This window comes from Acinetobacter sp. ACNIH1 (assembly GCF_002934695.1).
Taxonomy (GTDB): Bacteria; Pseudomonadota; Gammaproteobacteria; order Pseudomonadales; family Moraxellaceae; genus Acinetobacter; species Acinetobacter variabilis.
This window is the reverse complement of sequence record NZ_CP026426.1, coordinates 67084-90842: the sequence shown is the minus strand read 5'-3', so window position 1 is coordinate 90842 and position 23759 is coordinate 67084. Positions and strand designations below refer to the sequence as shown.

General features: G+C 38.5%; 18 protein-coding genes and 4 pseudogenes. 15 read left to right on the top strand and 7 right to left on the bottom strand.

Features of this window, described 5'->3' with window-relative positions; all coding sequences use genetic code 11:
• The first annotated feature begins 18 nt into the window (after window positions 1–18).
• The 7 genes from cadR (at window position 19) to C3F22_RS17180 (ending at window position 8614) form a co-directional block, all read left to right on the top strand.
• Window positions 19–411, top strand: coding sequence for a Cd(II)/Pb(II)-responsive transcriptional regulator (gene cadR / locus C3F22_RS17210; protein ID WP_004281856.1), 393 nt, complete (start codon window positions 19–21; stop codon window positions 409–411).
• A gap of 142 nt (window positions 412–553) precedes the next feature.
• Complete coding sequence (locus C3F22_RS17205; protein WP_004733191.1) at window positions 554–964, top strand: hypothetical protein; 411 nt, start codon at window positions 554–556, stop codon at window positions 962–964.
• Between the two features lie 49 nt (window positions 965–1013).
• A complete protein-coding gene (locus C3F22_RS17200; RefSeq protein WP_070153873.1) occupies window positions 1014–2381 on the top strand; it encodes a TolC family protein in 1368 nt (455 codons plus the stop codon).
• 1 nt (window position 2382) lies between these two features.
• Window positions 2383–3618, top strand: a complete 1236-nt coding sequence (locus tag C3F22_RS17195; RefSeq protein WP_004781066.1) for an efflux RND transporter periplasmic adaptor subunit — start codon at window positions 2383–2385, stop codon at window positions 3616–3618.
• Entirely contained in the window at window positions 3608–6766 is a 3159-nt protein-coding gene (locus C3F22_RS17190) for an efflux RND transporter permease subunit (protein WP_004733184.1), read from the top strand. The genes C3F22_RS17195 and C3F22_RS17190 overlap by 11 nt, the downstream gene beginning before the upstream one ends.
• 86 nt (window positions 6767–6852) lie before the next feature.
• Window positions 6853–7752, top strand: a complete 900-nt coding sequence (locus C3F22_RS17185; RefSeq protein WP_004733183.1) for a cation diffusion facilitator family transporter — start codon at window positions 6853–6855, stop codon at window positions 7750–7752.
• A 157-nt stretch (window positions 7753–7909) separates the two neighbouring features.
• Window positions 7910–8614: an IS6-like element IS1006 family transposase gene (locus tag C3F22_RS17180; protein WP_001067784.1), complete on the top strand. Its 705-nt coding sequence runs from the start codon at window positions 7910–7912 to the stop codon at window positions 8612–8614.
• Between the two features lie 35 nt (window positions 8615–8649).
• Here C3F22_RS17180 and C3F22_RS17175 read toward each other — a convergent pair whose 3' ends face one another.
• Window positions 8650–8964 (bottom strand): hypothetical protein, encoded by a 315-nt coding sequence (locus C3F22_RS17175; protein WP_004812036.1) that lies wholly within the window; start codon window positions 8962–8964, stop codon window positions 8650–8652.
• A gap of 114 nt (window positions 8965–9078) precedes the next feature.
• On the opposite strand from C3F22_RS17175, the gene C3F22_RS17170 reads away from it, so the two are divergent.
• The 3 genes from C3F22_RS17170 (at window position 9079) to C3F22_RS17160 (ending at window position 11455) form a co-directional block, all read left to right on the top strand.
• Window positions 9079–9435, top strand: coding sequence for a type II toxin-antitoxin system RelE/ParE family toxin (locus C3F22_RS17170; protein ID WP_004780010.1), 357 nt, complete (start codon window positions 9079–9081; stop codon window positions 9433–9435).
• Window positions 9428–9730 carry a helix-turn-helix domain-containing protein gene (locus C3F22_RS17165; protein WP_004780009.1) on the top strand — a complete coding sequence of 101 codons (303 nt, stop codon included), beginning with the start codon at window positions 9428–9430 and terminating at the stop codon, window positions 9728–9730. The genes C3F22_RS17170 and C3F22_RS17165 overlap by 8 nt, the downstream gene beginning before the upstream one ends.
• A 150-nt stretch (window positions 9731–9880) precedes the next feature.
• Complete coding sequence (locus C3F22_RS17160; protein WP_004780008.1) at window positions 9881–11455, top strand: sensor domain-containing diguanylate cyclase; 1575 nt, start codon at window positions 9881–9883, stop codon at window positions 11453–11455.
• 309 nt (window positions 11456–11764) lie between these two features.
• On the opposite strand, the gene C3F22_RS17155 is transcribed toward C3F22_RS17160, so the two are convergent.
• Window positions 11765–12211 carry a LysE family translocator gene (locus tag C3F22_RS17155; RefSeq protein ID WP_228203606.1) on the bottom strand — a complete coding sequence of 149 codons (447 nt, stop codon included), beginning with the start codon at window positions 12209–12211 and terminating at the stop codon, window positions 11765–11767.
• Between the two features lie 65 nt (window positions 12212–12276).
• Here C3F22_RS17155 and tnpA point away from each other — a divergent pair, with 65 nt between their 5' ends.
• The 3 genes from tnpA (at window position 12277) to tnpC (ending at window position 14692) form a co-directional block, all read left to right on the top strand.
• The gene (gene tnpA / locus C3F22_RS17150; protein WP_005100737.1) at window positions 12277–12660 is read left to right on the top strand and encodes an IS66-like element accessory protein TnpA; all 384 of its coding nucleotides are present in this window, start codon (window positions 12277–12279) and stop codon (window positions 12658–12660) included.
• Window positions 12657–12992, top strand: a complete 336-nt coding sequence (gene tnpB, locus C3F22_RS17145) for an IS66 family insertion sequence element accessory protein TnpB (RefSeq protein ID WP_004642106.1) — start codon at window positions 12657–12659, stop codon at window positions 12990–12992. Before tnpA ends, tnpB begins: the two co-directional genes overlap by 4 nt.
• A gap of 74 nt (window positions 12993–13066) precedes the next feature.
• The gene (gene tnpC / locus C3F22_RS17140) at window positions 13067–14692 is read left to right on the top strand and encodes an IS66 family transposase (protein ID WP_005104480.1); all 1626 of its coding nucleotides are present in this window, start codon (window positions 13067–13069) and stop codon (window positions 14690–14692) included.
• 33 nt (window positions 14693–14725) lie between these two features.
• On the opposite strand, the pseudogene C3F22_RS18675 reads toward tnpC, so the two are convergent.
• Together C3F22_RS18675 and C3F22_RS18430 are read right to left on the bottom strand one after the other, a co-directional pair.
• Window positions 14726–14917 (bottom strand): annotated as a pseudogene (locus C3F22_RS18675) (LysE family translocator); the annotation flags it as partial.
• A gap of 261 nt (window positions 14918–15178) precedes the next feature.
• A pseudogene (locus C3F22_RS18430) lies at window positions 15179–15700 on the bottom strand (plasmid replication DNA-binding protein); the annotation flags it as partial.
• An 89-nt stretch (window positions 15701–15789) separates the two neighbouring features.
• On the opposite strand from C3F22_RS18430, the gene istA reads away from it, so the two are divergent.
• Complete coding sequence (istA, locus tag C3F22_RS17125) at window positions 15790–16809, top strand: IS21 family transposase (RefSeq protein ID WP_104425964.1); 1020 nt, start codon at window positions 15790–15792, stop codon at window positions 16807–16809.
• A complete protein-coding gene (gene istB, locus C3F22_RS17120) occupies window positions 16809–17582 on the top strand; it encodes an IS21-like element ISAba8 family helper ATPase IstB (protein WP_075167882.1) in 774 nt (257 codons plus the stop codon). Before istA ends, istB begins: the two co-directional genes overlap by 1 nt.
• 185 nt (window positions 17583–17767) lie before the next feature.
• Here istB and C3F22_RS18395 read toward each other — a convergent pair whose 3' ends face one another.
• The 3 genes and pseudogenes from C3F22_RS18395 to C3F22_RS17110 form a co-directional block, all read right to left on the bottom strand.
• Complete coding sequence (locus tag C3F22_RS18395; protein WP_171063215.1) at window positions 17768–17929, bottom strand: hypothetical protein; 162 nt, start codon at window positions 17927–17929, stop codon at window positions 17768–17770.
• Window positions 17930–18065: 136 nt separating this feature from the next.
• Window positions 18066–18295 (bottom strand): annotated as a pseudogene (locus C3F22_RS17115) (hypothetical protein); the annotation flags it as partial.
• A 555-nt stretch (window positions 18296–18850) separates the two neighbouring features.
• Window positions 18851–23715, bottom strand: a pseudogene (locus C3F22_RS17110) (tyrosine-type recombinase/integrase).
• Window positions 23716–23759: the final 44 nt, after the last annotated feature.

Here is a 23759-nt window from a genome sequence, read left to right as displayed (position 1 = left end):
TTTGGAAATACCAACTCAATGCATTTAAAAATTGGTGAACTCTCTAAAAAAACCTCATGTTCAGTATTAACAATTAGGTTTTATGAAAAGGAAGGTTTAATTCCGGAACCCGAAAGAACAGAAGGAAATTACCGCCTTTACGATATAGGCTATGTTGAGCGAATTAAGTTTATTTTGAATTGCCGAACTTTAAATATGAGTTTGAATGAAATTCGTCAATTACTCACCTATAAAGATAATCCCAAGAAAAATTGTTCAGATGTGAATGAATTAATTGACTTACATGTCAGTGCTATCAGAGAAAATATAATCAAGCAACAAAAGCTTATTGAACAATTATCTGATTTAAGAGGTACTTGTGATGGTTTATGTACAATTGACCAATGTGGAGTTCTAAAAAATCTAGCTTGATTATCTAGACCTATGCTTTTTTCAAAAACTCTGTATATCTTTACTTAAGGCTGCAAAAAGATTAAGGTGACTTAAATTTTGTGATCAGATCTTAGATAGCTTTGGTTAGCTTCCGATTGGTGTTTTAAATACAGATTTGTGTATGAAGAGAAAAACATTTCTAATCCAGATATTGGTACTCTTATTCACATTCCAGAATATTTGGAGTGTGGCAGAGGCTGCTTGTCTGCATGAAATGCCAAACATACCCAATTCAATACTCTCTAATCCAATCGATTTAGACGAAAAGAGTGATAGTCCTCGTCAAGCACTTTATTCCCTAGAAAACTATAAAGAAATCTATGACTATTGTCAGAAGGTTTGTTTTAACGAAAAGTGCAGTCATTTCTCAAATACAATCGTGATTCAGATTGACCCACCCGATGATCTGAAGCTTAAAGCTAATTTTGAGACCGGCATTACCCCAACTTATTTGGGAATAACTTTTTATAAACCCCCTTATCTGGATCAATTAACCCCGCCTCCCGATTTGCCCCTACTATTGGTGGGGTAGTCTTATAAAAGCCCACCACTCCTAATTTCATTATGCGTGGGGCATTTTCATGTCAAAAAACAAATTACATCAGGATACCTCCATCCTGAATTTATCCTGGTCAGCCTTAGGTAGCGGTATCTTGCTATCTGCAATGATCAGCTTCAGTACTTCCGTAGTCGCCAGTACTCAAGATTTAACGCTGCAGCAAGCTATTGAGCAGGTTAACCAATATCAAGCGTCCCAAAATTTCTGGGAAACGCAAAACAGCATTAATGCCACGAATCTTCAGCAAAGTAAGCTGTTTAAAAATCCTGAACTGTCAGTTGAACAAACGGGCTTTGGTTCAAATAATGAAAAAGAGCTTACCATTGGCATATCACAACCCTTGGATATTTTTGGTGAGCGAAGAGCAAACCAAAAATTAGCCAGTCTCTCAATAGATAAAACAGCGCTGAAACAGAAGATTTATCAAGCACAAATTGAGCTTGCAGTGAAATATGTATGGTCGCAACTGGCCATTGCCGAACTTGAAAAAAACATTGTCAATGAACAACTTCGGGTGAGCGAAGAAAACCTTCAAGCAATCGAAAAGCGCTTTAATGCAGGCAGTATCGCGCAAGTAGATGTGAATCGCGCACGTTTAAGTCATGCTGAAAATATCCGTCTTTTTAGACAGGCCGACTTACAGGTACAAGTGGCAACCCAACAATTATCAAATTTATGGGGAACCTCTGATAAGTCATTGAAGGTAAACCTCTCTTCGCAAAAGCTTTGGCCAAAATCGACTCATGGGCAGGTTCAAGAATATTTAGCGGATAACTACATTGAGAAATATCGGATTTTACAGGTGTTAGAGTCTCAAGCAACGGTTGATCAGCTGAAAGCAAAGTCACGTCCTAATCCTACTTTAAACCTGGGCGTTAACCGCACCCAATCCTTGGATAACTCAACACAAAATCAACTGGTGGTTGGAGTCAGTGTACCGCTCAATATTTTCGATCGTCAGCAAAATGGCATAAAAATCGCGCAAGAAAAAATGAACTTATTAGAGCGTCAGAAAGACTTTTATCTAAAGCAAAATGCGCTGCAAATAGGCACGATCTTAACCGAGTTGCAGGGTTTAGAGCTTCAATTCAAAGTCGTTGACGAGACTCAAATTCCTTTGGCGACTCAAGTTCAAAGTAAAACTTTACAAGGTTTTCTGGCAGGAAAGTTTGCTTTAACCGATGTTCAGCAAGCCACGCTTCAATTACAAGACATCCGTCTACGTAAAGTCCAGTTGTTACGGGAGGGCTGGCAAAAGGCCATCGAAGCAGAAAGTTTAAGCTTAGGCATTAGCCCAAGTGAAGTCATGTCGAAAGATGCTATTGCACAAATCAATCAAAATTTATGGCAAGACATACAGGCCATGCCTGTCATTGGTGGGGGAAATTAACATGTTCGATCTTAAAAACAGCTTAAAAAAACAGAGCGGAAAAATCTCTCAACCCCTACTGATTAGTTTGGTCATCGGCGCTACCGTACTCCTCAGTATTTTCTTGATCTTAACGGGTAAGAATAAATCTGAAACATCAGATGAACATGCCGAGGAAGAAGGGGGAGAAGAACATGGTGGTGAAACCGAAGAGCATGCAGAAGGTGTGAGCCTGACTGCCAAGCAACTGGTGGAACAGGGCATACAATTATCAGCGGTCGATCAAGGCCCGGTGGTTAAATTAAGTTCTTATCCTGCCAAACTGAATGTGAATACTGACCAGCAAGCGCACGTCTCACCGAGTTTTAGTGGTCATGTAGAAAATGTCTATGTAGAACTCGGTCAAAAAGTTCAGAAAGGACAGCCTTTGGCTGCGTTGCTTGTTCCTGATCTAGTTGATCAGCAGGCCAATCTTAAAATTGAACAAACCAACCTTGAACTGGCGAAACAAGACTATGATCGTGAGCGTCAGCTTTGGTCACAGGGCATTTCAGCAAAACAAGACTATCAACGTGCTTATAACAGCTATAAACGGGCACAAATTCAGGTTCAAGCGGCCCAATCACGTTTAAGTGCATTTGGTGCAGTGAATGCCAGTAACGGACGCTATATTTTGAAAGCTCCCATTTCTGGCGTGATCAGTAAAAAGGATTTGGTTCTCGGGGAAAATGTTCAGTTAGCCGATCAACTCTTTACGATAGACCGGTTAGATCAACTCTGGCTTGAGTTTATTGTTCCAAATTCTGAAATTATGGGCTTAGCCCCGAATCAAAAGATCGAATTTAAATCCTTGCAAACGGAAAAGGTCTACAGGGCAGTTATTCAGACTTTAAATACTGAAGCGGATATTCAAACAGGTCGTCTTCAGGTGCGAGCAAAAGTTGAATCGAATGCAACCGAATTACGTCCAAACTTGATGGTGAACGTACAGTTGCAACAACGGAGTGAAAGTACCGCATTACGGGTACTTAAGTCCGCAGTTCAGAATGTCGATGGAAAAGATGTGGTTTTTGTCGCCACTCAGCATGGACAAAAAGTTGAATTCAGTCCGCAACCTGTGAAATTAGGGCAATCATCTGGGGAGAGCCAATGGATTGAAGTGGTGAGTGGGCTTAGTCAGGGACAAAAATATGCCGCTCAAGGCAGTTTTTTACTGAAATCCGAGCTGGAAAAAGGAGAGGCTTCACATGAGCACTGAAACTCCTCAAATTCCAGACCACGAATCGGTAAAACCTGAAGGACTGTTTGATCGACTGATCCAGTTTTCTATCCATAACGCAATCTGGGTCATGCTGTTTATTGCGGCTTGGATTGCTATTGGTATTTATAGTTATCAAAAGTTACCGATTGATGCTGTACCAGATATTACCAATACTCAGGTGCAGATTAACACTTCAGCCAATGGTTTTACGGCTTTAGAAATGGAACAGCGGATTACATATCCAATCGAGAATGCCATGTCAGGCATGCCGAAAATGGAACAAACCCGTTCGATTTCACGCTACGGCTTATCGCAAGTGACCATCATTTTTGAAGATGGCACGGATATTTACTGGGCCAGACAGCTTATCAACCAGCGCTTGCAAGAAGCAATGGGAGAAATGCCTGAAGATGTGCAACCTAACATGTCGCCTATTTCGACAGGTTTAGGTGAAATCTATCAATGGGTGATTAAAGCCGAACCAAATGCTAAAAAGCCGGATGGAACCCCTTATTCGGCGATGGATTTACGTGAAATTCAGGATTGGATTGTAAGACCGCAATTACAGCGCGTAAAAGGCGTTGCTGAGATCAACAGTATCGGTGGCTTTAATAAAACCTATGTGGTTGCCCCTGATCTGAACCGATTGCAACAATTGCAAATTCCTTTGTCTGATTTACAAACTGCCTTAACAGAGAATAATGAAAACCGTGGTGCTGGCTATATTGAGAAAAATGGACAACAGCTAACGGTTCGTGTTCCCGGCACTTTAAACACGATTGAAGATATCCAGAACATCAGTATTGCCAATAAAAACGGCTATCCGATTCGGGTGGCAGATGTCGCCAATGTCTCAATTGGTCATGACTTAAGAACAGGGGCTGCAACCTATAATGGTGAAGAAACTGTATTGGGTATTGCCATGATGATGATGGGAGAAAATAGCCGTACCGTTGCTCAAGCCATTGATGAAAAGGTGCAATCGATCCAGCAATCGCTACCTAAAGGTGTGGTGATTGAGACTGTGTATGACCGTACGCATTTGGTTGATCGGGCGATCAAAACCGTTCAGAAAAATTTGATTGAGGGTGCAATCCTCGTCATTGTTATTTTATTTCTCTTTCTAGGTAATTTCCGTGCTGCGCTGATCACGGCTTGCGTTATTCCACTGTCAATGCTGTTTACCTTGACGGGAATGGCAGAGCAGAAGATTAGTGCAAATCTGATGAGTTTAGGGGCACTGGACTTCGGTATTATTATTGATGGTGCAGTGGTTATTGTAGAAAACTGTATCCGTCGGCTAGCAGAAGCTCAGAAGCTGAAAGGTGGTTTACTTAGCCGTTCTGAAAGATTTAAAGAAGTCTTCTTGGCTGCAAAACAGGCGCGTCGTCCTCTGATTTTTGGACAGTTAATTATTTTGGTGGTTTATCTACCTATCTTTACCCTGACGGGTGTAGAAGCCAAACTTTTCCATCCTATGGCAATGACTGTTGTACTGGCTTTAATTGGGGCCATGATTTTATCTGTCACTTTTGTGCCAGCCGCAGTTGCCCTATTTGTCACTGGAGAAGTCAAGGAAACCGAAAGTCGCTGGATGCATTGGCTTAAAACCAAATATGAACTGCTTTTAGATAAAGCCTATGAGCTTCGTTTATTTGTGACTATTGTGGCTGCCTGTATTTTAGTGCTTACGGGCGTGCTAGCCACTCAAACAGGTAGCGAGTTTGCACCTCAACTGGGTGAAGGTGATTTTGCTGTTCAGCAAATGCGTTCCCCAAGTACAGGGTTAGAACAGTCACTGAGAATGCAGGAAAATACTGAAAAGTTACTGTTGAAAGAATTTCCTGAAATTAAAGCGATCTTTGCCCGTACCGGTACAGCAGAAGTGGCCACAGATGTTATGCCACCCAACATTTCAGATGGCGTGGTACTGTTAAAACCTCATGATGAATGGCCTGATCCAAAACAAACGATTGATGAGCTTCGCCAAAGAATGATTACTTTCTTAGCGACATTGCCGGGAAATAACAGTGAGTTCTCGCAACCCATTGAACTGCGCTTTAACGAGTTAATTTCAGGGGTGCGAAGTGATGTGGGTGTCAAATTATTTGGTGATGACATGGAGATTCTAAATCGCGAAGCGAATAAAATTTCTCAAAAAATTAACTCAATTTCAGGCGCGACAGCCGTTAATGTAGAACAGACCAGTGGCTTACCCTTGTTGAATGTAGAGGTGGATAAGTCCAGAGCTGCACAATATGGCTTGTCGGTAAGAGCAATTCAGGATCTGGTAGCTACAAGTGTCGGTGGCCAGAATGTTGGAACAATTTTACAGGGAGACAAGCGTTTTGATTTTGTCATCCGTCTAGATGAATCCCAGCGTAGTCCTGAACAGTTAGCGGTACTTCCTATTCAATTGCCGAATGGTGGTTTAGTCCAACTGCAAGATGTGGCACGCGTTGAAAATATCCTGGGTATTAATCAGGTCAGCCGTGAAAATGGTAAACGTCGAGTGGTTATTACTGCAAATGTAGAAGGACGTGATTTAGGCTCATTCGTAACAGAGCTTCAGAGCACGTTATCCAAACAGGAATTACCAAGCGGTTATTGGATAGATTATGGCGGTCAATTTCAAAATCTGATGTCTGCAAAAGCGCGTATGCAATTGGTGGTTCCGCTCGCATTGTTGACGATCTTTATTTTATTGATGGCTGTATTCCATAATATCAAAGAAAGCTTACTGGTCTTTAGTGGTGTACCGTTTGCCTTATGTGGAGGCTTAATCGCGTTGTGGTTGCGTGACATTCCATTATCCATGTCAGCAGGGGTTGGCTTCATTGCACTATCGGGGGTGGCTGTACTGAATGGCTTAGTCATGCTCACCTTTATCAAAGAGTTGCGACAACAATATGACCTTTATTATGCAACGTGGCAGGGTGCAATTTTGCGTCTTAGACCTGTGCTGATGACCGCTTGTGTGGCGTCCCTTGGGTTTGTCCCGATGGCTTTGGCAACCGGAACTGGGGCAGAAGTACAGAGACCTTTAGCAACAGTGGTTATTGGAGGAATTATCTCCTCTACCCTGCTTACATTGGTTTTATTGCCCGTACTGTACCGCTGGATGAATGAAAAGAAAGTTTCTTAATCCAATAGATTAGTCGATTTACAGCAGAGATATTGGCTGTTATCCAATATCTCTGCTCATCATAAATAGAATAAGGAAAATATTTTATGTCAGAACATCATGATCATAGCCATGCGGTTGTTACTGAAGAAAATAGTAAGAAGTTAATGGTTGCCTTAGGTTTAACGACTACTTTTTTAATAGTAGAAGTTGTCGCTGCTTTTATTACCCAAAGTTTGGCTTTGTTATCTGATGCAGCTCATATGTTTACTGATGTAGCCGCTTTAGCTATTGCTCTTGCCGCTATCAAAATTGGTAAAAAAGCCGCAGATGATAAAAGAACTTTTGGCTATCAGCGATTTGAAATTTTAGCGGCTCTGTTTAATGCGGTGATGCTTTTTGTGGTAGCAATATATATTGTATATGAAGCTTATCAACGTTTTACGAACCCTGCTGAAATTCAAAGTGTTGAAATGATGATTGTCGCGGTCATTGGTTTGGTCGTAAATTTGATTTCAATGAAAATCCTTTCTGCGAGTGCTGAAGGAAGTCTAAATATAAAAGGTGCATATTTAGAAGTTCTTAGTGATGCTCTAGGATCGATAGGCGTGATTATCGGAGGAATAGTTATTTATTTTACCCAGTGGATGTGGGTTGATACCGTAATCGCTGTGTTAATTGGCTTCTGGGTCTTACCTCGAACTTGGATTTTATTAAAACAAAGTATTAATATTCTGCTTGAAGGAGTTCCTGATGAGATTGATATTGAGTCGTTAAGAAATGATTTATTGAAGCTAGAGGGCGTTGAAGGGATTCATCAGTTGAAAGTCTGGGCTATATCCTCAAAAAATATTCATTTAACTGCTCATTTGGTTGCTCCGAATAGCAATACAGATCAACTCTATCAAAAGGCCTTAGAAGTTCTAAAACATAATCATAATATTACTGAAATTACGTTACAAATAGAAAGTAAGGAATGTAATACATTGGAACAGCATAAACATTAAAGTGCTGCTCTTTCTACATAATGGACAGATGACTAGGCTGATAAACCTTACCATTTTCCTGTATTACACTTCTATTTATCACACGCACTTTAAACGGCACTGTTGCAAATAACCACGAATGGTAAGCTGAAGACTGTTTTAGCTAAAGGTGCAGCATATGAATCCTTTCCATGGTCGGCATTTTCAGGGCGAAATCATTCTTTGGGCTGTGCGCTGGTATTGTAAATATGGCATTAGCTATCGTGAACTGCAGGAAATGCTGGCCGAACGGGGTGTGAATGTTGATCACACGACTATTTACCGTTGGGTTCAACGTTATGCTCCTGAAATAGAAAAACGTTTACGCTGGTATTGGCGTAATCCTACAGATCTGAGCTCGTGGCATATTGATGAAACCTATGTAAAAGTGAATGGACGATGGTCTTATCTGTATCGTGCAGTCGATCAACGTGGCGATACCATTGATTTTTATCTTTCTTCTAGACGTAATACCAAATCAGCATATTGTTTTCTTGGAAAAATTTTAAATAATGTGAAGAAGTGGCAAATTCCACAAGTGATCAACACGGATAAAGCACCCACATATGGACGTGCTTTATCACGGTTAAAACGGGAAGGTAAATGTCCACCAGACCTTGAGCACAGGCAGATTAAGTATAAAAATAACGTGATTGAATGTGATCATGGCAAGCTAAAGCGGATCATCAGGGCCACATTAGGATTCAAATCTATGAAGACGGCTTATGCCACAATTAAAGGTATTGAAGTCATGCGTGCACTACGTAAAGGACAAGCATCGTCATTTTATTATGGTCAGCCTCAGGGTGAAGTGTGTCTAATCAACAGGGTTTTCGGTCTCTAAGTACTTTTTAAAGGAAACATCATCGACTCAAATCTCTATTTGCAACAGTGCCATTCACATTGGTTAATCAGCTTAATCAAGGCATTTTGCACATATTCTTCAAACTCAATCCCTTGTTCTTTCGTTATTTTTTCAATTTTTTTAAGAACGTCACTATCTAATTCAAATTCTATCTTATCGGATGTTTCCATCAGTAAATCATAGTTATCTTCGACCATCTTTTTAAAAGTTTCTTCCAGATTACTTTTTGATGGGACGTTGAAAGATAAGCGTAGTGAACTATTGATAATTTCCACTTGGGTATAGCCAATATATTCTGTACTTTTTCCTACAAATTCTAAGTGCTTCATGCTGATCCTTAAATGTAGTGATCCTCATATCATCATACTCATTGTGCATGAGTATTTGCAAAGTCATTCAATCGGCTTTAAAATATAGACTATAATCTATATTATGGTTGTAATATGTGGACAGTCATTACAACGGATCTGTTTAATAAATGGCTTGAACAGCAAGATGAATCAACACAAGAGAAAGTCTTGGCTGCACTGGTTGTACTTCAACAGCAAGGACCAAGTTTAAGGCGTCCCTTAGTCGATATCGTCTACGACTCTAAATTTGCCAACATGAAGGAACTTCGTGTCCAACATCGAGGTAAATCACTCAGGGCATTTTTTGCCTTTGATCCATTACGACAGGCTATTGTGCTTTGTATTGGTGATAAGAGCGGTAAAAAGCGTTTTTATACAGAGATGCTAGCAATTGCAGATGAGCAATACGAACTTCATCTCTCAACTTTAGGAGATCAATCAAATGGCTAAGACCCTACAAGAATTATTAGCTAGTCGCTCTCCAGAGAGCCAAGCTCGTATTCAACAAATGGCGGATGAGTTATTGCTAGAAAATCAGCTTTATCTGATTCGTGAAGAATTAGAGATTTCCCAAAAAGAATTGGCTGAAACCCTTGGTATCAAACAGCCATCTCTTTCCGCAATCGAAAATCGTGGGAATGATCTAAAAATTTCAACTATGAAAAAATATGTTGAAGCGATGGGTGGAAAATTACGTATTGATGTAGAGCTTCCAACAGGAAAACACATAGGATTCAATGTATAAAAATGGGAGCTAAGGCTCCCATTTCTGACTTCGCATAAGAGATTTTATGTTAAATATATAGTTATTAGAACAAATAAAGATGAATATAGCTTTAAGTATTATCTAAAAGTATACTAAACTTAAAAGCTATACTTAATTAATTGTAAGTGAATGAAATTATTTTTATTTATTAAAAAAAAACTTGATTTAACTCTTAGAAACCTAATACTTTTTTTAGCAGTATTTTCTGTATCTACCCTTTTTATTATTTCTTTAGTTGTTAGTTATCAAATAGTAAAAAATCAACTTATCAATAATTCATTATCATTAAACTCTGAATATGCAAATAAAATTGCAACAAGTACTGATAATCATTTTAAAAATATATTAACCCAACTCGATTATAGTGCAAAAGTATTAGGAAAAGATTTTGATGATGAAAGCACTAGAGAATCAGAAGTACAGAGATTAAATATGCAATCTAATTACTACAATAGCGTAGTAATTAGCGATCCTCAGGGTAGGTTGATCAACTATTCACCTAATATTTTAAACATTGATAAAAACAAAGTACAAAGCACATTAGGAATTAATAACTCAATAAAAAATAAAAAGCCTTATATCTCTACACCTTATCTTTCTATTAGAAAGAATATGATTATTTTTATTTCTCAGCCGATTTATGATAGTAAAAAAAACTATAAGGGATTTATTGGATCTACTATTTATTTAAAGGAAAAAAATATTATTAATCAGATGTTAACTACATCTGAAAGCTATAAAAAAAGCTATATGTATGTCATTGATGGAAATGGTCAGATAATTTTTCATCCTGATCATAAAAGAGTTGGGGATATAGTAAAAAATAACAATGGTTTAGAATATATAAAAAAGCAAAAATTTGGAAAAATTCGCCTGATCAATAGTAGAGGGATAGATAATCTTGCTGGATTTTCACATATAAAAACTACAGATTGGATAATTGTCTCGCAACAACCTACTATGGAATTATTAAAGCAAGCTACTTCAATTATTTATAAAGTTTCTGCTGGAATCTTTATATTCTATTTAATTATCTTTTATATCGTATGGAAATGTTCTTTTTTCATAGCATCACCTCTGCATAAATTAGCGAATATAGCTGGTTCGCTTCATCTACCAGAAGTACGGGGTGAAATTAAAACTATTTATCCATGGTATTACGAAATAGTTAAATTAAAACACGCTCTTTTACTAAGTGTTAAAAACTTTTCAATAAAAATCAATGAAATGGATCACTATATTAACACTGACCCTCTTACTGGTCTAATGAATCGTAGGGGAATGAACTTTTTTATAACCAATCAAATGAATGAAAAAAATAATTTATCTATTTTACTAATAGATATAGATTTTTTTAAAAGAATAAATGACACATATGGACATGATCAAGGTGATTCGGTTCTAAAGTATCTTGCAAAAACTATGCAAAAAAGTTTTCGTAAAAATGACGTCTGTTGTCGTTATGGTGGGGAGGAATTTATTGTTGTGATACCTAATACTAGCCAACAAGATGTTTATGAAAGTGCTGAGCGATTTAGAAAAGAACTAGCAACACAGACCATCCCAAATGTAGGGTCTATTACAGTTTCTATAGGGATAGCTTCTTGGCCTGAAAGTTCTGAGGATATTTCAGAAGTTTTTAAAATTGCAGATAAATATCTTTATGAAGCTAAGAACAGTGGAAGGAACTGTGTAAAGTTCTAATCAATAGTTAAAAAAAATTTATACATATGAATAGGCTGGACTACTACCATTAATCGTAGATTATATCGTCTACCCTATTCGGTGTATAAAAGTATCATTATTAGAATCGTAATATCCACTCACCCAATCCTGTGCTTGACTTGGAAATGTCTGTATAGGACATTTCTATTTAGATTTAAGGTAGGACATTTCTACTTAGGAATAACACAAAAATGGGAGTTAAAGGCTCCCATTTTTACTGTTTTTTTGAAAATTTCGTGTAAGTACCATTATGTTAAATAAGGGCCACGATTTCAAAAAATCACAGTATCATCTATTAGTAAAAGCTAGTTTGACGGCAAATAATATAAAAATTGATCCCGTAATTTGATCAATTTTTTTCAATGCTCCATTTTGATGAAGAAACTTGGAAATAGATTGCATTGAAGTAATAAGAATGACTGACCATAAAATGCCTAAACTAACATGCACACTTACCAAACTTAAAAGCCATAAGGTAGAATTTCCAGTACTAGGTACAAATTGTGGTAGGAAGGAAATATAAAAGATCCCCACTTTAGGATTCAAAATATTAGTAAGAAATCCTTTTAAGAACCAGTTTTCATTTCTCATTTTAGTAGTTTTTATCTCAAAGCTTTTTCTTGGCTTGAATAGTAAACCTAAACCTAGCCATACCAAATAGATAGCCCCGACCCATTTCATTAAGTTAAAGGCTAATTCGGAGGCTGATAAGATGTAAGCGTCCGCTGAACACACCTTATGAATTCGTCCTATAAGCCTTAATTTAGTCCTCACTTAAAAACAAGTGGGAACTTAAATTTATGACTACAAATAACCAGACATCCATCGCATCTCTTACGATAAAACGAAGAACATATAGTGCTGAATTTAAACAGCAGATCGTTCAGGCGTGTAAAGCATCGGAGGTTTCAATTGCTTCGGTCGCTTTGCAACATGGATTGAATACAAATCTTGTATCCAAATGGATTCGCTTAATTGATGCTAAGCCAGGGAATGATCGCTCACTACTACCGAATAAACCTGCATTTATTGCCTTATCTTGCTCTGCACCATTAGATCCTATTTCTACTGGCATGTTAACGGTTCAAATTACTTTACCCCACTCAAAAGCAGAAATTGGCTTGAAATGGCAAGTATCAGAAATGTCTGCTTTAGCAAAATTACTCAAGGCACTTACAACATGATCCGTATCGATGAAATCTGGTTGTCTACTCAGCCCATGGACATGCGTGCAGGTATGGATACGGCCATGGCTCAGGTGGTGAGAGCCTTTGGCTACATCAAACCGCATTGTGCTTACCTGTTCTGTAATAAACGTGGCCATCGCATGAAAGTGCTGGTACATGATGGACTGGGGATCTGGCTGTGTGCTCGGCGGTTGGAACAGGGAAAATTTCACTGGGCTAAAGTTCACCAGGGTGAAAGCGTAGCCCTCAGCCCAGAACAGTTACAGGCACTGATCCAGGGTTTGCCTTGGCAGCGCATTGGACGACAGCAAGTGGTCACAATGCTCTAAACTAGCTTGGTCCAAGTTGCTATTCTCCAAACGTTCTATTTCATTCTTCTCATGACCTCAGGCATACTGCGGTCATGAATACACTGCCTGATTTAAGCCAACTGACCCATGAACAACTGCTGGAATTTACTAGACAGTTGGCAATGCAACATCAGTCTCTGGCACAATCAAACCAGCAATTAGATGCCAAAGTTCAGCATCTTGAAGTATCCAATCTGCAATTAGATGCCAAAGTTCAGCATCTTTCCATTCTCAATCAAAAATACGAGCATGAACTTGCGCTGTTTAAAAAGCACAAATTCGACAGTAAAAACGAACATCTCACCGCAAAACAAATCCATCTCTGGGATGAAGCGGTCGAAGAAGATATTGCCGCTGTTGATCTGGAACTGGAACGGCTGAATGCAGATAAAACTGATGCAGCGACACACAAAGCCACAGTCAACAAACCTAAACGTCGACTGCTGCCCGATCATCTACACACCATCCGTATTGAGCATGAACCTGCATCAACCCAATGCAGTTGTGGCTGCCAGTTACGTCGTATCGGCGAAGATATCAGTGAAAAACTGCATTTCAGACCGGCACAGTTCTATAAGGAACAGCATGTACGTGGCAAATGGGTCTGTGATCAGTGTGACACCCTGACTCAGCAAGCGATGCCCGCCTATGTGATTGATAAAGGTATTGCCAGTCCTGAACTGCTCAGCCATGTGCTGGTATCGAAGTATGCCGATCATTTGCCGCTGTACCGTCAGCGCCTGATCTATCAGCGGGCGGGCATTGATCTGTCCAGATCCACGTTATCTGACTGGATTGGTCGCTGCGGTGTAGAACTGGAACCTCTGGCCAATGCCTTAAAACAGGTGGTGCTGCAACAGCGGGTGATCCATGCCGATGAAACACCAGTCACCATCATGCGGATGGGTGATGATGAGAAAAAACCGAAGAAAGGTTATGTCTGGGCCTATGCCACTACACAGTACAATCCAGTTCAAGCGGTGATCTATGACTTTCAGGATAGCCGTTCAGGTCAGCATGCAGAAGAGTTCCTGAATGGCTGGCAGGGCCATCTGGTCTGTGATGATTACAGTGGTTATAAAGCACGCTTTAAATCAGGCGATGTCATTGAGGTGGGCTGCATGGCGCATGCGCGTCGTAAATTCCATGAGCTACATGTGACTGGGAAAAGTCAGATCGCTGAACAGGCATTAGTGCTGATTCAGAAACTGTATGCGATAGAAGCAGAACTCAGGAAAAAGACCGATAGTACAGCAGAACACCGCCGCGAATACCGACAACAGCATAGCCAACCGGTGATGCAACAACTGTATGAATGGCTCAACCAGCATCAACTGACGGTGCCATCGAGTTCTCCAACCGCCAAGGCCATCAATTACACTCTGAAGCGTTGGCCAGCTTTAAGCCGCTATCTGGATGATGGCAATCTACCGATTTGCAATAATTGGGTGGAAAACCAAGTGCGGCCTTGGGCGTTGGGACGTAAGAACTGGTTATTTGCAGGTTCGCTGCGTAGTGGTCAGCGAGCGGCAAACATCATGACTTTAATCCAGTCAGCAAAGCTGAATGGGTTGGATCCGTATGCCTATTTAAGTGATGTGCTGAAAAGATTGCCGACCCATAAAGTGACCCAAATAGAAGAATTGCTACCACACCGCTGGAAATCCAACTCAAATTAAAAAATAGACATGGGGTTCAGCGGACGCTTACGATAAGATAACTCCCACACCCAAAGCAATTAAGATGCCCCATACTAGACATTCGGAGGCTATACCCAATCCAGCATGAAATGCTTTACGTTTATTCTCCACTGTAGCAGTTCTTATTATTAGGGCTGTATCCAATCCGGGAGTTACAGTTAACAAGATAATCGCTATAAAAAATGGAATTAGAAGCTCAAGCATACTGTCTCTATCAAACTAGAAAAGTACCAATTATAAATTAAATAATTTAAGGTCAATCAGAAAAAAAATTGAAGTTCAGCTAAAGTTAACATAATACACCTTATACGAAATGCGTTATAATTCCGCTTACAAATCAAAGCTGTAGTTCCTTTTTTGCCCAACCTCCCCAAGGTGGACTTTTTTTTTATGATTTTTCACGTTCGACGCTTATTATTTAATCAAAGTTTCACGACTTTATTCATATGGGTTAAACAATCGTGGTTAATCATAGGGTCTAAAAAAACGGCTCCAAAAGCCTCTTTTATCAGGCTCTGGTTCAATATGTTTAGGCACCAGAATGCGCTTATTTTCTTTTTGATCTGGAGTAGTCAATCCGTCATGTTTGTCGTTATCTACATTTAATGTAGGTTCTACTTGAGATGAACTAGATTGCACTGAAGATTGATCTGAAGTTGGTGTGGAATGAACCTGAGTTGGCTTCATTTTAATTAGGGTAAGTAATGTATCAATACGAGAATTTGCTTTAGCTTCGCGATCTTCTGCTTTTTCTAACTGTTTCTTTAGAAAATCGATCTGATTCTTTAGTTCAATAACTGTATTGTCGGTGTATTCAGGTGTATTTATAGTTTATGTTGGAGACGTATCAGTGTGTTTTGAGTGTTTTCCACTAAAAGGTTCACCATAAACGCGGAGTAACTCAGAGAAGTCGATAGGGCCATCATGATCACGACTTAATACCCCATTTTTTATATCTTTATAAAGTGTAGCACGAGATTTTTTATACTGTTAGCGGCAGTGTAAAAATGACCCCCTAACGGCATTTAAAAACTGACCCCCTTGGTTAATATAGCGGTCATTTTGGACTGCTCAACATGTTAACTTTGGAGCAAGCAGTGACAATCCAAATACTTCATCAGCAAGGTAAATCCATTAAAGCCATTAGTCGTGAACTGGGGGTGTCCCGAAATACCGTACGTAAATATTTACGGCAGAAGGAAACACCTCAGTATCGGCGTACACAACCTAGAACAAGTATTCTTGATCCATATAAACCCTATTTACTCAAACGTGTAAACGCAGCTCATCCTGAATGGATTCCTGCTGTTGTGCTCTACCAGGAAATTTTAAGGTTGGGATATCCAGGAAAGATCAGGATCTTGAGGGAATATCTCGCAACATTAAAACCAGTTGCTAAACCGGAACCGATCATTCGTTTTGAAACCCAACCTGGCCAACAAATGCAGGTGGATTTCACCACGATTCGACGCAACAACACGACTTTGAAAGCCTTTGTCGCAACATTAGGGTATTCCAGAGCGACTTTCGTGAAATTTTATGATCATGAACGTACCGATGCATGGATCGATGGTCTAGAAAATGCATTTCAGTTCTTTGCAGGAGTACCTCAAGAAATCCTGTTTGATAACGCTAAAACGATCATGATTGAACGGGATGCCTATCAGGAGGGGCAGCATAAATGGAACCCCAAACTGCTCGACTGCGCCAAGAAATACAGCTTTCGTCCTCGCGTATGTAAGCCCTACCGTGCACAGACCAAAGGCAAAGTTGAACGCTTTAATGGATACCTCAAATCAAGCTTTATTGTGCCATTGAAAGCAAGCCTGAAGACTTCGGGTTTACTGTTAAATGTTGATGTCGCCAATGCCCACATTGGCCGGTGGCTGCATGAAACCGCCAATCAGCGGATTCATGCCACCACGCAAGAAAAACCGGCTGTTCGACTGCAACAGGAGCAGCAAAAATTTACGCCATTACCGCAATCAGATACAGGTTCTGGCACTGTACCTGTTGCAGCAGCACAGCATGTCATGCCCTACGAGAGTTTGCAGCATCCCTTATCGGTATATGATCAGTTGCTAGGAGTTTCCTGATGAATCTGCAATACGACCGTATAGAGCAGCTTTGCCAAAAGCTCAATCTGCCTGCCATCGCATCACAATGGTCACATCATGCACAACAAACATTAGGTCAGGATGGAAGTTATGCCGACTTTGTTGAAGCAATCTTGACGCATGAATATGCTGCCAGGCAACAGCGCAGTCAGCAGGTACTGATGAAACTCTCAGGCCTGCCTCAAGTCAAAACCCTGGAAGACTATGATTTTAATTATGCCCTAGGGGCCCCTAAATCACAGGTGATTGAACTGTTCAATCTGAGCTTTATTGCTAGAGCAGAAAATGTGGTGTTTCTGGGGGCTAGCGGAGTAGGAAAAACGCACTTATCTATGGCATTAGGCTATAAGGCCATCATGAACAACATTAAGATCAAGTTCATTACCGCAGCGGATTTAATGCTGCAACTGAGTACAGCCTATCAGCAAGGTAAATTGAAAACCTATATGCAGCGTGCGGTACTGGGACCAAAGTTACTGATTATCGATGAAATTGGTTATTTACCATTTGGACGTGAAGAAGCGAATCTGTTCTTTAACGTGATTGCCAAGCGTTATGAAAAAGGCAGTACGATATTGACGAGTAACTTACCCTTTAGCCAATGGTCTAAGTCATTTGCGGATGATGTCACGTTGACCGCTGCGATGTTAGATCGGCTATTACATCACTGTCATGTGGTACAAATATCGGGTGAGAGTTATCGTTTGAAGGGTAAAAAAAGAATTGGGATTCAGCCCCAGGTTGAAACTTAATACGAGATCAAAGGGGTCAATTTTACTTTGCCATTTGTAAGGTAAAAGGGGTCAATTTTAGAATGCCGTTGACAATACAGTGTGGCTGCATCACAAACACTGTATTTTGTACTTGTTTTCATGGTGTATTACTGTGTATTTACGATACGTATTGGAGAATACAATAAGTGTATTCTCCAATACACTTAAGGTTTGAAGCCTAAGTTTCTTAGATTTGGTAAAAATTGCTTTTGTTGTATTGGATCTCTGAGCATTTCTTTGATTTTGATAGCGAGAGATTCATAACTTTCACTTTCTACAGCTAAATTAGAAAATTCAGGTAATCGAGACAGCTGGTTACCAAACATGTAAGCTTGCTGTAAAATTTTTATCAAGAGTTTTTTGTTATGAAAAAATTATAACTATTAATAAGAAATAGTAAAATAAGCTATTGTTTATTAAAAAAACATAATTTTTTTACTGAGAATTTAAGTTACTAGAATATAAATTGATGTTTTGATCTTCTGTACAATCCTCAATAAAGTTTGCAATTTCTTGCACGCTCCAATATTCTGTAGAACGCTGGTTATTCGCTTTAAATAAACATTTGATGATTGGATGTTTTTCAAAATCAGTTAGTGCTACTTCAAAATTGTCACCCTGCATTGAAGGTGACATTTCTTCTGCAACATGACTTTATGCTGAATGATATTTAATAATAGCAAACTAAGCATAATAGACACAAAAAACTGTTAAAGCGGTTTTAATACTTCTGTAGTAATTTTCAGGTTTCCACGCCTGATTACAGATTTTGCTGTAACCTAATTATCAAATGGGTATTTTTTTCTTTGATCAAACCAAATTAGAATCTTTTATTGCTTTGTAAATGAAAAATATAAATAAATAACGTATGGATCAAATTGAAAGCGAAGAAAAAAATCAAATTTGCGGATTTTCAGCGCTTTTAATCACTTATTAAGCTTAGGCTATTTTCCCTAAGGAATCATGTTACATAACTTCCAACAGCAGACAAAACACAATAGATAATGCGATGTTTTTTGGTTCTGTTGATCCATAAAAAATACTTAAATCTCTATTATTAAGCTATAAATGAGCAGCAAGAAATTTTCCTAGTCAGGTAAATGATATTCATGCACGCGTAGCTATCTAGAACGAATTCACAGAATTTGGCTGCACTTACATCCAAGTTGTCACTTGAAATTAGCTCAATTAAGGTAGCGCTGTCTTTCAAACCTTTGTGTAACAAAGCGTGCGTAAGTCATATATACTTAGATTCTGATATGATCTCCAATCGCTAAATATCGTACACTCAACCACGTAAGTACCCATCGCACGGCGCTTAATGACGCTTGTTGAGACATTATTCTAAAATAATCATATTTATTATGTTTCATCACTACCGGAAAAAACTGATGTTCTATAAGAAGTGAAAGCATAGGTTTATCTTCTGCGGTAAAATGCATCAATACTTTTGTTACATTACTTTCATACAACCATTTTTTTATTAACCAATTATAAGTGTCTGATTGGTTTCGTTCTAAATAATCAAATCGCTCTAAAATCTCTTGTGCGGAATTAAAATCTACAGCCCTTAGTAATTCAGGCAAACGTGCTAATTTCCCTTGTGTCAATAATGGATGTCTTCCTATATTTGAACCACGTTTACCTGAAGGAATGTTTGACATCGTAATTAAAGCTCTCTTCCAGGACTCAATATCTAATTGTGGCTGCCCCTGTCCAGAAATAAGATACCGCTCAATATCTTCAATCTTTTGAAACAGGTCGTGTTTAATTACTTTACCCGTCGAATTCCCTATTTTTTGAGCATAGATTACCCACCTCTGACTTTCTATTTTTTTGAGCACATATTTTTCGATGGTATCTCTCAACTCATAGTTTAGATTACCATTCTGTTGGTTAATCGCTTGGAAATGCCTGAATAAATTACTCCGACTCATGACTCGGTTAAAAAATGCAGTATGTAAATTGGGTTGCTGTTGTTGCATGCTATAGGCATAAGTAGCTAGAAATAAGATATGAATATAATGCTTTAATGTTGTCGATTCATGTAAATGTCCAAGCACTCGACTAATCGCCTTAATCCCTTGCCCAACCTGTCCTTCATTGCCTACTAGCGTATTAAATTGCTCATTCGATGGCATCCAAGTTTGTAGCCATGGAAGTTCTATCGTCAGCACTTTAAAATCCACCACTGTTTGCAAACACTTTAAAGTATATGCACTTGCAAACGTATGTCTTAAATGATGTAAGCTGAGATCAACATCTCCAGTGACTTTCTTTAATATTTGAGATATTTGATCAAAAAAAGGCCTATGCCCACTATTCTCATCAGACATTAATATTGAATCTTTTTTATTCTTATAAATATTATCTAATCCCTTTTGAATCGTCTGACTTAATAAATTCATCGGAACAACACGTTCTGATCCAAGTGTTTTTAACTGATGCTCACCATAAGGACGAATTCGGAGCATATCTTCATCAATATCTAAGGGCCGTAAATGAAGTGTCTCTGAACGGCGTACACCCATCGCCGCAGATAATCGAAAATGACGCTGAATCTCTAGACGTAAAGCAGCATCATTCACCCCAGATTCTACAGATTGTAATATTTGAACGATCTGCTGCACTTCATTTTTTGAAAAAACTTTAGCACTTGCTTGATGCGCTGTACACTTGTGTAACTTTATACGATCATTATTTAACTGAATTAAAAAATCTCTAAAGCGATTCCACGCTGCGAGATGCTTGCGGTGTGGAAAATGCTCTTGCGTCAACTCCATCCATTTTTGAAATACATCTTCATCAATCTGGCTATCTTTTGTTAAATCTTCTGAAAACCCCAATATACCTGCACTGACAATGGCCAAATGTAGATGAATCATATTTCGATTCTGTAGACTTAACTCTTCTGCATCACAGCGTAAAATCAACCATTGCACAAAGCACGTTAATAAATTGACTGAGTAGTGATTCGTTTTATTATTGGCAAGCTGTTTAAGCCAAATGCTTGACCTAGACTCACCTTTTAGTTGCTGAATCATCACTAAAATATCAGACAAATGTAGTTGCTCATCGCCTATTTCTATTTCACTTTCAGGCTCAGTGCTATCTAAACCTATGGTTAATTTTTCATATTCGGATAATCGTAATAATTCATTTATTGAAAGATCTTCAGTCAGGACTTGGCCTGATATATAACCTGCAATCAACGGAGTGCTATTTAACATCACCTTTTGCTGTAAAGCTTTCAACCATTGAGCTAACGATAGAGTTGACTTAAGTCCTATTTGTTTTAAATATGTATTAAAACACTTTTGCCAAGCCTTTCTTTGTTGATCTTTTGACTGTGCTAAAATAATTTTTAATCGGGGCTGTAGATACTGTCGGTCTACTAAAATTAAAGTCGAGACATAAGGACTTAACAGTACTGTACGGCGTATCTTCGTCACAGATCTATCATTATTCACTGCCAGCTCAATAAGCCGACTATATCCCATAGCGACTATAGGCTGATCAGAAGCAATAAACTCTAACATTGCTTGTAAATGGCTTACTCTGCACAATTGTGAATACATCGAGAGTACAACCAGCAAACGTCCTATTTCAACATCAAAATTTTGATGTTCAGGTAAATGTTCTAAATCCCTCTTAATAACATTAAGTAAGTTTTGTTCTATATAACACCATGTACTAAAACTATTTTCAGATGTCAGCCATGTACGATGCGCCTTTTGAGGTAGCTGAACGAATAAAGGAATTTTCGCTTCATCGCGAATATAAGCACAATATGCTTTAATCGCTTGAGGCAAATCAATATTTTTATTTTTAGCTAAATTTGAGGCTAATAGATGTCCAAGCTCTAAAGCTACTTGTGGCTCAGGATTTTCCTCAAAAATCAGCGGATAATAGGACTTATAGTCTGGGTTTTTGAGCCATTCTTTTACATCATTTTCAGAAAACTCTATTCTAGGCTTTGTCTCTACCTGTACTGTTTTAGTCTCTTGAGTTAAAACAAATGTTGGAATATCCTTGATTTTTAAAAAATCAAAATCTTCAAGACACTCGAAACCTAATTGTTTTTGCAAGTTTTCTTGTACATCAAGCCACTGTTTTTTAAAGGCTGATACAGGAAATACGGATAACATATCCCATGGATGGCGACCCCTTACCCAGTGCCCAAGTCCAGCGTCCTTGAACCGTCCAGGTAACTGATTATAATCAGAGCGAACCAACTTCCGTGCCCAATTTCTAACTAAACCTTCAATCTGATGAGGAGCACAAAGTTGCACAGCATAAGATGATAAATCAACACGTGGTTCAACTTGCTCCCCTAGCATTCCCATCAAACCACGTAAACCTTGAATCTGTTTGATCAACGCTTGCGTCAATGGCACATAACGATCGGTTGATTCATCTTGATGATGTTTATCTTGAATCAATGCCCAGCCTTGCTGACTGATCCACTTTGGAAAGGGCTGCTTAATTCCTCGTCCTGCAGTTGCAAGATTCATCCATAATGCTGTATACAATGTTAAGTTATCAAAGAGTGTCTGCCAATCTTTCTGTTCGGCAGCATGATTTATTCTCTTTTTTATTCGTGTAATTTCATTTTGTATTTCAATAATCTTTATTCCAATTGGGCTACCCACCCGCTTATTGGAAGAGTATATATATTCAGGAATATTAATTTTTATCGTTCTTAAACAAGCAGCCCAGAGTTGCTCAAGTTGCCTCTGTTCAAAAGAGGCATAATGAATCAAGTTATCATAATTTCGACCTGATGCATTAGTCACTGCTTTAACGACAGCTAAATCACCTTGGCTATGATCATATAACAAACGTGGAAGAATATCTCGAATGCTTTTGAGGCTGATTTCTAGCTCTTTAGGTACACGGTTAATCAGTTCACTCACGTCACGTTCAACTGCCATATGATGTCTTGTAATCCCAAGATTTTTGACTTGACTCACTAAATCATTGAGTTCAATCGGTAAAACCAAATGTAATTCATTGGTCCATGGCACATGAAATTTAGAATCTTCTGGTTTTTTTTGAGTGTCGGTGTCCCTGCAAACACACTTAATACATATGCAGATAAAGTATGATCATACTGAATAGCAATATTATTCTGATCTGCATTTTGACTAAAACGAGGCGCTGTTAATTCACTCACCGAACGTCCTGTGAGTAAACTTAATATTAAAGCTAATTTTGCGCGTAAAATTAAGCTGGTATCAGTATGAGATGGTTGACAGAGCCTAAACACTTCTTGAATCGAATTTAATGACAATCGCCATTTGGTCCAAACTAAACCAACATTTGCAGCTTCAACATGCTGAGAAGTAGACTTAGATGCATAAAACCCTCGAATTAAATCGGATTGTTCTGCCAAAAAAAATGTAAACAATGGCTCCAATGGTGGTTCATCTTCTTCAATCTCATCATCCTCAAATACTTCAGATACTAGACCACGATGAATTTCATCTACATCCTCTAAAGGTTGAATAGCAATACTTAATGAGCCGTATCGTTGCAAGATCAGTTTTCTATGCTTTAAACCTATACGGTGTAAAAATTCTCGACGTTTTTTGTTATTTTTTTGCCGATTATTTTGCCAGATTTGTGATAAAAATAGCTTTAATGCATAATAAATTTTATTTAATTGTTCATCTTTATTATGAACAGACATTAACTGAATCAGTTGTTTCGGCGAATTTTGAAGCAGTGATGCTTTTACATCTTCTAAATTCTGTGTATTACCAGCATCACCTAATAGCCTAATCGCTAAAAAGGCATTGTACACACGAGATCCTTTTTGATCTTTCAGCTTTATGCTTCCATCACTCGTTAAATAACTACTATAAAGCTCTAGAGTATGTACTTTTTTTTGAAAGTTAAATATTTGCTCTAAAAACCAAATAATTACTTTATCAAAACTCTCATTATTTCGACTTCGTCCTGCTTGAATCAATAGCAAATCACAAATTCCACTGTCTCCAGTGTATGGACGTAGTGGCGTGGGTGTATGTCTGTTTCTATCTATTGTTTCTGAGAAAAAATGTGAGTATTGATCAGAATACTGGGCAGAGTAAAACTTGAAGTGCGACATAAACCACCTAATTAATTTAAAGGGTTTATGGAGTATATAAAATT